The following is a 12,556-nucleotide window of genomic DNA, read 5'->3' as shown; positions in this document are numbered from 1 at the left end:
TTTTCCGGCCCCGGACGGCCGTCAATGGCAACCGAAATGTACTTCATCATGATTCCTCCTCCGTAGCCGACAGACCCGCCAGACGGCCCGTGGACCACGCAATCTGCAGGTTGAAGCCGCCCGTGTAGGCGTCCACATCGAGCACCTCACCTGCGAAATACAGGTGCGGCAGCTTTTTGGACTCCATGCTTTTCGGGCTGACCTCGCGGACGGATACGCCGCCCGTAGTGATAATCGCCTCAGCAATCGGACGCTTGCCGGAAATCTCGACCGGGAACGCCTTGAGTACGCGCAGCAGCGCGGCACGCTGTGCCTTGGTGATGGAATTGACCTTCTCGCGCGGGTCAATACCGCTCTTTTCGATCACCACCGGAATCATTTTCCTAGGCAGCAGCTCACCGAGCGCGTTGATAAAATCGCTGTTCTTGTGCTTGTCAAAGTCCGTGAGCAGACGCTTGTCGAGCGTCTTTTCGTCCAGCGCAGGCTTGAGATCAATCTCCACACGGTACTTTTTGCTGCCGAAATGGCGCATATGCGCACTCGCGGACAGCACCAGCGGACCGGACAGACCGAAGTGTGTGAACAGCATTTCGCCGAAGTCCGAGTAGAGTTTTTTGTCATTTTCATACACGGTCAGCTGCACGTTGCGCAGGCTGAGACCCATTAGCTTTTGACAGGTGTCACCGTCCTCGACCAACGGCACGAGCGACGGATTTGCGGGCACAACCGTGTGTCCTGCCTGCCTGGCAAAGCGGTAGCCGTCACCGGTCGAGCCGGTCTGCGGATAGGACGCGCCGCCGGTCGCGACAATCACGCGATCCGCCTTATAGGTCTTGTGACCGGCACGAACGCCTGTGAGCACACCGTCCTCGATGAGCAGCTCGTCTGCAGTCGTATGTACGATGGTCACACCCGCCTTTTTCACCCACAGGAACAGCGCATCGATGATGTCAGCTGCCTTATCCGACTGCGGGAACACGCGGTTGCCGCGCTCTGTTTTGAGGGCAACGCCATGGTTCTCGAAAAAGTCCATCACGTCCGCCGGACCGAATCCGCCGAGCGCGGAATACAGAAAGCGCGGATTGACCGGCACGTTGCGCAGAACCTCCTGCACATCGCAGTTATTGCACACGTTGCAGCGGCCCTTGCCCGTGATAAACAGTTTGCGGCCAACTTTTTCGTTGGTTTCCAGCAGCGTCACCTGCGCGCCCTGCTCCGCGGCAGTGCCTGCCGCCATCAGACCGGCTGCGCCGCCGCCGATTACGATAATGTTCAATTTATATCGTCCTCCGGTTTTTCATATACGTCGTATTCTTCCCAGATGCGCTCCAGCTTGTTAAATGTCTGCTCAATCTCATCGCGGCGGCTCATGCCGACAGCCACGATCAGTGCGTTGATGACCGACAAGGGCGCCACGAGCGAATCGACAAAGCTCGCCATATCGCTGCGTGCGAGCAGCACATGATCAGCTACACGCGCCAGCGGCGACAGCTGCGAGTCGGTCAGTGCGATAACGCGGGCGCGCGGTCGCGGGCGTACTTCATTGCACTCAGCGTGCGCTTGGAGTAGCGCGGGAAGCTGATGCCGAACAGCACGTCACCCGGTCCGACACGGAGCACCTGCTCAAAAATCTCGCTGACACTGTTCGTATGTACAAGCGTCACATTTTCAAACAAAAGGTTGAAGTAAAAGCCTAAAAAGCTGGCTAAAGCGCTCGAGGAGCGCACACCGAGGATGTAGATTCGCTTGGCGCCCATGAGCGCATCCACCGCACCCTGAAAGGCGTCGCGGTCGATCTCGTCGAGCGTTACGCGGATCATGTCCGTGTCCGCGTGCAGCACGGTCTGCAGTACATCGCGGCCACCCATGCGGTCGCCCGCAACCTCCATGCGCTGCACCGAAGTCAGCTTGTTGCGGATCATCTCCTGCAGGGCGCGCTGCAGGTGCGGATAGCCGTCATAGCCAAGCTCGGTCGCAAAGCGCACGACCGTGCTTTCACTCACGCCGACAGTCACACCCAGACGGCTCGCGGTCATGAACGCAGCCTTGTCGTAGTGCTCTAAGATAAAACGCGCGATCTGCTTCTGACCCTTGGAAAAGCCGGGCAGCTCGCTTTGAATTTTTGTGATCAGGTCATTCATTATATTCTCTCCTGCATTGCATTCTCTGCATACATTCCTGCATTTGCACGATACTATTTTAAGTGAACCTGCAAAAAAATGCAAGAGCATATGGGTGTAAATTGCAAAAAGGCAGGGATTCCCTTAAAAAATCAGAGGTTCTCCTGCACGTCGGCAGCGATGTCCTGCAAATAGCCGATCTCCTCGTCAGTCAGCTCGCGCCATGCACCGCTCTTGAGATGCGGGTCGAGCGGCATCGTGCCCATTGCCACGCGCTTGAGGCGGCGAACCTCCAGACCGCACTTCTCGCACATTTTGCGAATCTGGCGGTTGCGGCCCTCGTGGATGGTCAGGCGCAGCTTCGCGCTGATTTCGTCACGGTCAATGGTAACAACCGTTGCCGGACGGATGCTGTAGCCGTCAATCTCCATCGGCTCTGCGAGTTTCGGGATGTTTTCCAGATTGCCGCGCACGCGCACCTCATAGTGCTTTTCCACCTCGTGGCGCGGATGGGTCAGCGCGTTGAGCAGATCGCCGTCGTTGGTCAGCAGCAGCAGACCCTCGGAGTTGTAGTCCAGACGGCCGACCGGCACAACACGCGCACCGCAGCCGCGTACCAGATCGGCAACCGTCTTGCGGCCGTGCTCGTCCTTCATCGTCGTGACATAGCCGCGCGGCTTGTACAGCATTAAGTATACCTTCTCCTCGGCACCGCCGATGGGCTTGCCGTCCACGAAAATCTTGTCACGGCGCGGATCGGCCTTGTCGCCGACCGAAGCCTTTTTGCCGTTTACCGTTACGCGGCCATCATCGATCCAGCGCTCCGCCTCACGGCGGGAGCACAAACCTGCTTGCGCCAGTAATTTCTGCAGTCTTTCTTCCATGTATAATTCCTCTTTCTCAATTATTGCATTATGTAACACTATTCCGTAGGACGGGGTGCCCTCACCCCGCCGTCTAACGACAATCGCCGTATCAACAACAGCGGATACCGTAAAAATGAAAACCGGTATCTCAATAATCCCCATTGCACTCATTGGTTCGTTGGGGAACGGCGGGATGCGGTCAGTCCGCCCTACAATAAAGTGTGTTGCTAATTTGTAAATCGCTCTAAAATTTTCTCAACGATACCCTTTTCCTCCGCCGGCAGCAAGGATTCCCCGCCGTAAACCAGCGTATCGCGTCCCAAGACGCAATCCCCGAGCCGATACTCCACCGACCCGGCCTGTGCCGTCCTCACGACCGGTGCATAGCAGATTTTTTCGCCGTAGCGCACGCGCTGCAGCTTCTCTTTCTCGCCGGGCAACAGATATGCCGTCACAGTATTCTTCGCTGCGAGCGGCACGGACGCGGTATCGCCGCCGAACACGCGTGCGTTTGCAATCGTGTCTCCTGCCGTATGCAGCGTGACCTCGCTGTACTGCGCAAAACCGGCGTCAAGCATCTCCATGTGATCGTTCCAGTCGTTCGGGTCATTGAGCGTCACCGCGATGATGGTGCGCCCATTGCGCTCGGCCGCCGAGACCAGACACCGCCCTGCCGCCCGCGTAAAGCCGGTTTTCACGCCGATCGCGCCATCATACATGCTCAGCAGACGGTTGTGATTGCTCAACGCGTGCCCGCTGACCGTGCAGCTTTTTGTCGAGACGATCTGCCGGAACACCGGGTCCTTGAGCGCCGCCGCGGTGATTTTCGCCAGCTCATGCGCGGTGGTGTAGTGCGTGTCGGACGGCAGGCCGTTCGGATTGTCGAAATGCGTGTCCGTCAGACCGAGTTCCGCCGCTTTGGCATTCATTTTGCCCACAAAGGCGGTCATGCCGCCGCACTCTCCCGCGATGGCGACCGCCGCGTCGTTGCCGGACGCGAGCATGAGTCCGTACAGCGTATCCTGCAGCGAGAGTGTCTCACCCGCTTTCAGGTACATGGACGAGCCTTCCACGGCGGCGTACTCCGGCTTTACGGTATACACGCGGTCAAGGTCGCCCTCGCCGAGCGCGACGAGCGCGGTCATGATCTTGGTGGTGGACGCCATCGGCAGGCGGCTGTCCGCGTTCTGCTCGAACAGCGTTTCGCCCGTGTCCGCATCGATCACGACCGCCCCCTGTGCGCTCACCGCGCCTGCCCTCGGCAGCACGAGCAAAAGCGCGAGCACGCAAAACAGCTTTTTCACATTGCACCACTCCCCGCATAACAAAACCTACTCAGCATTCATGCGAGTAGGTTTTGCGGGAAAACGCGGTTTTATTCATCGCCAGACAGGGGTTCTGCAGCAGCAGCTGCATCCTCGGTCTTGCCCTTGAAGCCGCTGACGAAATTGGACACCTTGTTGATCGCACCCGGAATCATCTCGACCAGACGATCGACCGTGTCGGACGCCTGTGCGTTGATGCCGAGGATGTTGGCGCTGCCGTCCCTGCCGATGACAAGGAAGCACACCGGCGAAACCGTCACACCGGCGCCGCTGCCGCCGCCGAACGCAAGCGGAGACCCGCTTGCCGCGTGCTTGGACGCGAACTCGCTGCCGCCTGCGCCGAAGCCGAACGACACCTTGGAGACCGGGATAACGGTCGTGCCGTCCGCCGCTACGATCGGGTTGCCGATAATGGTATTAACATCCACCATTTCCTTGATTTTGGACATGGTTTCGGTCATCAAATCGCTGATTGGATGATGTTCACTCATATTTTTCGCCTTCCTTTTATACGTTTTTACTGATTATTTGAAATATTTCTTGTACAGCTGATACATTGGCTTGCCATGCCGCAGCAGCACTCTGATGAGCGATATCGGCCGTATCGAGCAGTTTACGGTAAACGCCCACTCGGTATGGTCGGCGTTGAAGTCCGCGTCCGCGCTGACATGGTAATCCTGCATATCAAAAGTATTCTCCAGAAATGGAACAACGATTCCGCAGAGTGCCGCTGCCTGCCCGAGCAGAATGCCGGTCTGCGCCGCATCGTCCGTGCCGATAACTACGCGCGCCCGCAGTCTGCTGATGCGCAGGCGGTCGGTCAGGTCGCTGAGAAAATCGCGCACCGTGCCTGCGATCTCACCGACATCCAGTCCGTCCTTCGGCAGCGAAAGACCGAGCTTTCCGCTCGTTTTCTTTTCGTTTTCCTCAGATTTCTTCTTCTCAGCTTCCGTTTCCTCTTTTTTCTTTTTCAGGTGGCGCGGTCTCGGATACAGCGGAATGCGAACCGGCCCATACCGTGCCTCCACGCTCACCTCGCCGGTCACGCCGACGGCTTCAATGCCTGCCCGAATGTTCAGCAGCACCAGCACAATCACCAATGCCAGCAGTACAATTCCAAGCAGAATGCCTAAAATCCAGAGTAAAACCGTTCCCATAGGCGGTCACTCCGTTTCCGGCGGCACAGGCTCGCCGTTCAAGAAGCGCAGCTGCTCGCCGGGCGGTGTCTCGTGCAGCGTGCCGTCCATGTTCAGCTCCATCTGCTCGTTTTCTTCAAGCGCGGGCAGCGCCGGAAGGTCCTCAATGCTTGCCAGTGAAAAGCTGCGCAGGAACTGGTCGGTCGTGCGGAACAGCATGGGCTTTCCGGGCACGTCCAGCCGTCCGGCCTCCTCGATGAGCCCCTTTTCCGCCAGACTGCTCACCGTGTTCGATGAATCGACACCTCTCAGCTGGTCGATGAACGCACGCGTCACCGGCTGGCGGTATGCGATGATGGTCAGCACCTCAAGCGCCGCAGGCGACAGCGCAGGCGGTCTGCGCGATTCGGTCACGCGGCGCACATACGGCCCGTACATCGGCCGGGACGCCAGCTGCAGCTTGTCCTCGATACGCAGCAGCATGATGCCGCGGTTCTCGAAGTCGTAGCGGTTCTCAAGTGCAGCCGCCGCGTCCAGCAGCTCCGCCGGAGCGGCCTCAAGCGCCGCGGACAGCCGTTCAATGGTAACCGCATCGCCTGCCGCGAACAGCACAGCCTCCAGTCCGGCCTCGAGCGCCGTCATACTGCCGTTATTTTGTGTTGTCATTTGTCAGCATCAGCTCCATCTCCTCGCCGTCCCCTTCCAAACGGATTCGGCGGGTCTTGGATAATTCCAGCACTGCCAGAAAGGTAGCCACGATCTCCGAGCGGTTTCTCGCGTCGTCGAACAGCCGCATAAACGGCACGCGCATCCGGTACAGAAAGCGTTTGAGAATCGCGGTGACGCGTCCCTCTACCGGTGCAGGCTCCCGCCCGACAATGCCCTGAAACGAGGTCACCGGCGGCGGCAGGCGGCGCTTGGTGCGGCGCAGCATTTTGTTTGCCGCGCGGATGAGATCGTTTACCGTGTGGTGATACTCCACCGGCGCATCATTCTGCCGTTCGGGCGGTTTGACATAGATATCACGGCCGTTTTCGTTCTTTTCCGCAAAAAACGCGGTCGCGCTCTTGAGTCTCTGGTACTCGAGCAGCATTTCGACCAGACCCGCTCTCGGGTCCTCCTCGGCCTCGTCCTCCTCGTGCTTCGGCAGCAGCATCCTGGACTTGATGTACACCAGCTGCGCCGCCATTGCGATAAAGTCGCCGGCAATGTCCAAATCCATGTGCTCGGCCTCGTGCAGAACCGCCATGTACTGCTCAAGGATTTCCGCGATAGGGATATCGTAAATGCTCACCTTGTTTTTGGAAATCAGGTGCAGCAGCAGGTCAAGCGGCCCGTCAAAGTTGTCTAAATGAAAATCCATAGCTTACAGAAACAGGCTGACGAAGTTTACCGCCAGCATGAGAACGCCGTTGCCGACCCAGTCCATAATGCCGTCCAGCCAACCGAACCAGAGCGCCACGATAAACACGAAAAAGATGATATTCTGGTACTTCTGCAGCTTGAGCGACCACGAAAACGGCATAAATGCGTCAACGACGCGCGAGCCGTCCAGCGGGTGCACCGGAACGAGATTGAACACACCCAGACCGACCGACATGCTCGCAACGATGAGCAGGAACTGCGACAGCGACCACAGGAACGTATTCGTCATGTTCATGCGCACCACAAAATACAGGCAGTACGCGATAAAGGCGGTGATAAAGTTGGATACCGGACCGGCAAGCGCAGTCAGCGCCATGCCCCAGCGTCTGTTCCTGAAATTGGCGATATTGACCGGCACCGGACGCGCCCAGCCGAAGCCGAACAGCAGCAGGCACAGGAAACCGATCGGTCGATATGCGCCATCGGCGACAGCGTTACGCGGCCGGAATCACGCGCGGTACGGTCGCCGAGCAGATAGGCAGCACCGCCGTGCGCAGTCTCGTGGATGGACAGGCACAGCACGATCGCGGGCAGCGAAAGCGCCAGTGTGATAAATGCGGAGCGGATATCGCCGCTCATCAAAGCTCTCCAAAGCAAGCTGTTTCCTCCATTATTGCAGTGATTCTGATTCTATATTACCCTATAATGGATTATTATAACACGGATAGCGGTTGTTGTCACCCGAATATTTGTTCTGTACAACATTCGGCAGGATTTTGTCGTTTAATCGCAGGGCGGGGCGCTCCGAAGTGCCCTGCCCTGCATGATAACTTACCGAATGGATAATATCTTTGCTGCATAATTCTCCACTCAGTAAGTTTTAGCAGCACATTAACGGATTATCTGCTATAATTAACTTGTACATTTATGCACTTGGAGGCTTCGACATGAAACGACAGGACGGTAAACCGCGTTTATTCTCGTTTACACTGCGGGATTTTCTTATTTTCGCGGCGATATTTATCTGTGCACTGGTACTCTGCACCTTGCTGCGCCGCTCGGACATCAGCGACGGCTTCGCCTCTCCGGTATTCGTTCTCGCGGTGCTGCTCACCTCGCGCTTCACGAACGGATACCTGTTCGGCACGCTTGCCGCATTCCTGAGCGTTATCGGCATCAACTACATCTTTACCTTTCCCTACTGGGAATTCAACTTCACAATGACCGGCTATCCGCTGACGTTTTTCGTCATGCTGTGCGTATCGCTCGTCACCTGCACGATGACCACCAAGATCAAGCAGCAGGAGCAGTTCCGCATGGAGAGTGAGCGCGAGAAAATGCGTGCCAACCTGCTCCGCTCGGTCTCGCACGACATCCGCACGCCACTGACCTCCATCATCGGTTCAACCTCGGCCATTCTGGAAACGCCCGACCTGTCTCTCGAACAGCAGCATCAGCTGCTCGAGGATGTGCGCGATGACGCGCAGTGGCTGGTCCGCGTGGTGGAAAACCTGCTGTCCATCACCCGCATGGGCGAGGACACCCGGATCACCAAGCAGCCTGAGGCCGCCGAGGAGGTGCTCGGCGAGGTCGCCCGCAAATTCCGCAAGCACTATCCCGGCGTCAAGATATCGGTGGCTGTGCCGGATGATCTGCTCATCGTACCGATGGATGCGATCCTCATTGAGCAGGTCATGACCAATCTGCTTGAAAACGCCGTTCGGCACGGCAAAAACACCACCCATATTGCGCTCTCTGTGCATCAGGATGGCGAAAACGCTGTCTTTGCTGTGCAGGACAACGGCGGCGGCATCCCGCCCAAGCTGCTGCCCGTGCTGTTCAGCGGAACGCTGCGCCACAGCGACACGCCCACCGGAGACGGCAAGCGCAATATGGGGCTGGGACTTTCTGTATGCAACGCCATTGTCCGCGCACACGGCGGCACGATGCACGCACAAAATAAGGACGGCGGTGCAGAATTTATCTTCTGTCTGCCGATGATAGAAAAGGAGCCGGAACTGCAATGAACATTCGAGAAAAAATACTCATCGTGGAGGACGAAAAAAGCATTGCGCACTTTATCTCCACTATTTTGAACTCCAACGACTACGAAACGCTGCTGGCCCGCTCGGGCAGCGAGGCGAAGACCATGATCTCCTCGCACTGTCCGGATCTGGTCATCCTCGATCTCGGTCTGCCGGATATGGACGGCATTGACGTCCTGCGCGAGCTGCGCTCGTGGTCGAGCCTGCCGGTGGTGGTGGTTTCCGCCCGCTCGCATGAGCACGATAAGGTGCAGGCGCTCGATCTCGGCGCGGACGACTACCTGACCAAGCCGTTCGGCACCGCCGAGCTGCTTGCGCGCGTGCGCACCGCCATCCGCCACACGAGAACCACCTCCGCGAACAGCGAAATCGCCCGCGAGGGCACCTACACGGTCGGTGAAATGACCATCGACTATAACAAGCATCAGGTGCTCGTCCGCGGCGAGAATGTCCACCTCACGCTCAGCGAGTTCCGTATCGTTGCGCTACTCGGCAAGTTTGCCGGCAAGGTGCTTACCTACGATTACATCATCAAGGAGCTGTGGGGACCGCGAGCCGGCGGTGACAACCAGATCCTGCGCGTCAATATGGCAAATATCCGCCGCAAGATCGAAAAAAATCCTGCCGAACCGGAGTATCTGTTTACCGAGGTCGGCGTGGGATATCGTATGGCAGAGAATACGGATAATTGAGAATGGAGAATGGAAAATGGAGAATGTCGCTATCCTTGCGCGAGTTCCGTCCGCGCTGCGACGTGGTACCGCGCTACGCGCGATGATTAAATAACGGCGCTATGCGCCGAACCATAATTCTCAATCCTACATTATCAATTCTCCATTCCTAAACAAAAAATCCCGAACCGTTTGGTTCGGGATTTCTTTGTTTAGGTAAACTCCGTCGGCGAATAGCTGCCGTCCGCGATCTGCTGCGCGACTTCATCCGTCAGGCCGTTGTAGACAACGCCCGGCTCCAGCGTGATGCCGTGAATTGCGGCAAGCTGAGAGACCGTTACAAACGCGTAGGTCTTATCCGTGCGGCTCTGCAGCTCGTCGATCGCTGCCAGCGCACCCCGAACCGAAGTCTCATACAGGTCGTGCATCAGGACAACATCGCCATCCTGCGCCTGCTCCACGATGACCTTCTTCACATGATCGGCATCGCGGTACTTCCAGTCCTCGGTGTCCACGCTCCAGTTGATGATCGGATAGCCAAGCTCTGCGGCTACCGCCTTGACATCCGAGTTGACGCCGCCGCCTACCGGACGCAGCACCTGCGGTGCCTGCCCTGCAATATCCTTGATCGCATTGGTCGCATCGTCAATCTGTGTGCGGATGTCATCCGTGCCGAGGCCGGTCAGGTGGCACATCGGGTGATTCATGGTGTGGTTGCCCAGCTCATGGCCTTCGTTTACCATGCGCGGCAGCACATCCGATACCTCGGAGACACGCTCGCCGACCATCAAAAACGTAGCAACTGCGCCGCGCTGCTTGAGGCCGTCCAGCAGATAGTTGGTCAGGCCGTTCGGATAGCCGTCCTTTTTGCCGGTCGGGCCGTCGTCAAACGTCAGCGCGATATAGACATCGGCCTCCGGTATATCGCCGTCCACGGCATCGCCCAGCTTATCCTTCATGTTCTTGAGGTATGCCTTCTGGCTGTCAAAGCCGTCAAGCGTTACGCCGGTGAACGAGAATACGCCGTCACCGAGATCGGTATACGTTTTGCCAAGGATTGCCGCAAGCACCTGCGGAGAAACGTAAAAACGGTTCTTGTCCTGATCCGTGTAGGTGGAGAAGCCATTGCCGGAGGCACGCTTGCCGTCCACCTTGGTCTTGCCGTCGTCCGCATCCACGGTCGCGGTGGATTCGCCGCAGGTGACATTCCATGCACCCTTGCCATCGTCCTCCGCCTTGCCGCCGAGCGCGGTCATCGCAGCCTTGAGCGGGATATACGCCGTACCGTCCTGATCGAGCACACCTGCACCCAGCTTTTTGCCTTCTTCACCATGTGCTTGGTGCTGCCTTCATAGAGCAGCTGATCCGAGCCGGTTCGCATAACGATGCTGCCGCTCATCACCTGTCCCTCGGCCGGGCCGAGCACCTCGAGCGCCTGATCCGTAATTTCACCGATCTTCTTGTCGGTCAGCGCTTTTTTTGCCTGACTGATGATGATCAGATCGCCGTTTTCGGCGGCAACCTCGCCGGTCTGCCACGAAAGTGCCTGACAGATATCCTTGACCGGCGCATAAACCACGCCGTTCTTCTCCACCGGTGCGGAGGCAAAGGTCTCGGTCGCGTCACCGACCTGCAGGTTTGTATCACTGAGCTTAATTGTCAGCACGGTCTTTTTGAGCGTGATCGTGCCGGATTTAGCGTTCTCGTCCCAGTTCAGCTCCAATCCGAGGTTATCGCACAGCGAGCTGATGGACGCCATGCCGTTGCCCTGACTGTCACGGTAGGGCGCAGCGTCAACCTGTATCGTCTTGCCGTTCTTATATGCATTCGTGTTTCCCACCTGATACACCAGCACGTTGTTGCTGCTGACCACGTTTCCGACAATCGAGCGGACCGCCCGCACACCGAAGAAAATGACCGCAATGATCAGAATAATCAGGGCAAACAGCACACCGTAGTGACTGTTGCGCCGTCTGCGTCTGCGCCTTCTTCTATGCGGGCTGCGCGGCGCCTGCCGCGCCGATTCATATGCCATTTTTGTCATCCTTCCTATCCTTTTTATAATATATATATGCTGCTAAGATATAAGTATACCACCTTTCGACACAAAGCGAGGTTACAGTTCTGTTACTTTTTACAGCTTCCGTCCGCGCTTTTTTGTCCTTTTCTGACGGCAGACTTACGGCAACACCGCACAATTAAAGCAGCAGTTCCTTGCGCGAGTTCCGTCCGCGCTGCCGCGGCGCTTTGCCTTACAAATCCTCGCCTGCACTCCAGTTGACAAGATGAGGCGACTTTTTCGGCTGCACAGATGCCGGGTCGGGCACCTTTACACCGAAGAAATCATACCACTGACCGCACTGCTCGCACTGCCAAGCCGTTGCTTCGGTTTCGTCCATGATGAAAATCTCGTTTCCGCATTCACAATTCAGAATTGTCATTATACTTCCTGCTTTCCTGCTGTTATATTTCTGCTATCAGTATAGCACAAGCCGCGCATAAAGTCGAATGCCAGCGCAAAGAAAAAGGGAGTGTTTCCACTCCCTTGAGGCTGTCGAAAAACTATCGTTTTTCGAGCAGCCTCTCGCTCGAAACCACGCTTTCGAGCGAATACTGAAGAAAAACCGCGCCCTGACGGGCACATTTTTTCTTCCCTTGTATAAATTCCGAGATACACAAGGTGAATTGCCGCATAGCGGCAAGAGAGGGTGGTCTGGACCATGCTCCCGGAATTTATGAATTTGCTTTGCAAATTCTATTTTATGCGTGCTGCCGCACGAAGCACAAGAGTCGAAATGCTGCTTTTTGACAGACTGAAGGGAGTGTTTCCACTCCCTTTCTGTGCGGTTACGGCAGCCTGAGCAGTCCCGCCTCGCGCAGACTGTTGAGCAGCTCGTTGAACCGTGCAACGATGTCGTCCGCACCGGTTGCGTCTGCTACCGATGCCGCCGGTTCCGGACTTGCACCGGCAGGGCCGGTCGGGCCGGTTGGGCCAACTGCGCCTGCTTCTCCGGCCGGGCCTGTCGGG

At 57.2% G+C, this 12,556-nt stretch carries 14 protein-coding genes and 2 pseudogenes; 2 read left to right on the top strand and 14 right to left on the bottom strand.

Annotated elements, in window-relative coordinates:
- Positions 1 to 46: 46 nt before the first annotated feature.
- The 10 genes and pseudogenes from DXB00_RS08995 to DXB00_RS08950 all read right to left on the bottom strand — a co-directional run bounded on the left by DXB00_RS08995 (position 47) and on the right by DXB00_RS08950 (position 7,451).
- Complete coding sequence (locus DXB00_RS08995) at positions 47 to 1,276, bottom strand: NAD(P)/FAD-dependent oxidoreductase (RefSeq protein WP_119214807.1); 1,230 nt, start codon at positions 1,274 to 1,276, stop codon at positions 47 to 49.
- Positions 1,273 to 2,141 (bottom strand): annotated as a pseudogene (locus tag DXB00_RS08990) (MurR/RpiR family transcriptional regulator). Before DXB00_RS08990 ends, DXB00_RS08995 begins: the two are co-directional and overlap by 4 nt.
- A 131-nt stretch (positions 2,142 to 2,272) precedes the next feature.
- Positions 2,273 to 3,004: a pseudouridine synthase gene (locus tag DXB00_RS08985; RefSeq protein ID WP_119214806.1), complete on the bottom strand. Its 732-nt coding sequence runs from the start codon at positions 3,002 to 3,004 to the stop codon at positions 2,273 to 2,275.
- Between the two features lie 209 nt (positions 3,005 to 3,213).
- Complete coding sequence (locus DXB00_RS08980) at positions 3,214 to 4,290, bottom strand: D-alanyl-D-alanine carboxypeptidase family protein (protein WP_158578387.1); 1,077 nt, start codon at positions 4,288 to 4,290, stop codon at positions 3,214 to 3,216.
- 71 nt (positions 4,291 to 4,361) lie between these two features.
- Positions 4,362 to 4,802, bottom strand: a complete 441-nt coding sequence (ytfJ, locus tag DXB00_RS08975) for a GerW family sporulation protein (protein WP_118361752.1) — start codon at positions 4,800 to 4,802, stop codon at positions 4,362 to 4,364.
- 33 nt (positions 4,803 to 4,835) lie between these two features.
- Positions 4,836 to 5,468: a DUF2953 domain-containing protein gene (locus DXB00_RS08970; protein WP_118730303.1), complete on the bottom strand. Its 633-nt coding sequence runs from the start codon at positions 5,466 to 5,468 to the stop codon at positions 4,836 to 4,838.
- Between the two features lie 6 nt (positions 5,469 to 5,474).
- Positions 5,475 to 6,113, bottom strand: coding sequence for an SMC-Scp complex subunit ScpB (gene scpB / locus DXB00_RS08965; RefSeq protein ID WP_227109857.1), 639 nt, complete (start codon positions 6,111 to 6,113; stop codon positions 5,475 to 5,477).
- Positions 6,097 to 6,810: a segregation and condensation protein A gene (locus DXB00_RS08960; RefSeq protein WP_118730302.1), complete on the bottom strand. Its 714-nt coding sequence runs from the start codon at positions 6,808 to 6,810 to the stop codon at positions 6,097 to 6,099. Before DXB00_RS08960 ends, scpB begins: the two co-directional genes overlap by 17 nt.
- A gap of 3 nt (positions 6,811 to 6,813) precedes the next feature.
- The gene (locus DXB00_RS08955) at positions 6,814 to 7,188 is read right to left on the bottom strand and encodes a site-2 protease family protein (RefSeq protein ID WP_119214805.1); all 375 of its coding nucleotides are present in this window, start codon (positions 7,186 to 7,188) and stop codon (positions 6,814 to 6,816) included.
- Positions 7,179 to 7,451: a hypothetical protein gene (locus DXB00_RS08950; RefSeq protein WP_119214804.1), complete on the bottom strand. Its 273-nt coding sequence runs from the start codon at positions 7,449 to 7,451 to the stop codon at positions 7,179 to 7,181. Before DXB00_RS08950 ends, DXB00_RS08955 begins: the two co-directional genes overlap by 10 nt.
- Before the next feature lie 308 nt (positions 7,452 to 7,759).
- Here DXB00_RS08950 and DXB00_RS08945 point away from each other — a divergent pair, with 308 nt between their 5' ends.
- Together DXB00_RS08945 and DXB00_RS08940 are read left to right on the top strand one after the other, a co-directional pair.
- The gene (locus DXB00_RS08945) at positions 7,760 to 8,839 is read left to right on the top strand and encodes a sensor histidine kinase (protein ID WP_118730301.1); all 1,080 of its coding nucleotides are present in this window, start codon (positions 7,760 to 7,762) and stop codon (positions 8,837 to 8,839) included.
- Positions 8,836 to 9,549: a response regulator gene (locus tag DXB00_RS08940; protein ID WP_110436634.1), complete on the top strand. Its 714-nt coding sequence runs from the start codon at positions 8,836 to 8,838 to the stop codon at positions 9,547 to 9,549. Before DXB00_RS08945 ends, DXB00_RS08940 begins: the two co-directional genes overlap by 4 nt.
- A 191-nt stretch (positions 9,550 to 9,740) precedes the next feature.
- On the opposite strand, the gene DXB00_RS08935 is transcribed toward DXB00_RS08940, so the two are convergent.
- From DXB00_RS08935 to DXB00_RS16360, 4 genes and pseudogenes are all read right to left on the bottom strand, one after another.
- Positions 9,741 to 10,829 carry a polysaccharide deacetylase family protein gene (locus tag DXB00_RS08935; protein WP_119214803.1) on the bottom strand — a complete coding sequence of 363 codons (1,089 nt, stop codon included), beginning with the start codon at positions 10,827 to 10,829 and terminating at the stop codon, positions 9,741 to 9,743.
- A complete protein-coding gene (locus DXB00_RS08930) occupies positions 10,781 to 11,563 on the bottom strand; it encodes a stalk domain-containing protein (protein ID WP_158581287.1) in 783 nt (260 codons plus the stop codon). The genes DXB00_RS08935 and DXB00_RS08930 overlap by 49 nt, the downstream gene beginning before the upstream one ends.
- 217 nt (positions 11,564 to 11,780) lie before the next feature.
- The gene (locus DXB00_RS08925) at positions 11,781 to 11,969 is read right to left on the bottom strand and encodes a hypothetical protein (RefSeq protein ID WP_110436632.1); all 189 of its coding nucleotides are present in this window, start codon (positions 11,967 to 11,969) and stop codon (positions 11,781 to 11,783) included.
- A gap of 406 nt (positions 11,970 to 12,375) precedes the next feature.
- Positions 12,376 to 12,556: pseudogene (locus DXB00_RS16360) on the bottom strand (collagen-like protein); the annotation flags it as partial.

Origin of the sequence: Butyricicoccus sp. OF10-2 (assembly GCF_003481925.1) — a bacterium.
Taxonomy (GTDB): Bacteria; Bacillota; Clostridia; order Oscillospirales; family Butyricicoccaceae; genus Agathobaculum; species Agathobaculum butyriciproducens.
Note: the sequence above shows the minus strand (reverse complement) of the source record. Positions and strands in the feature narration are given on the sequence as shown.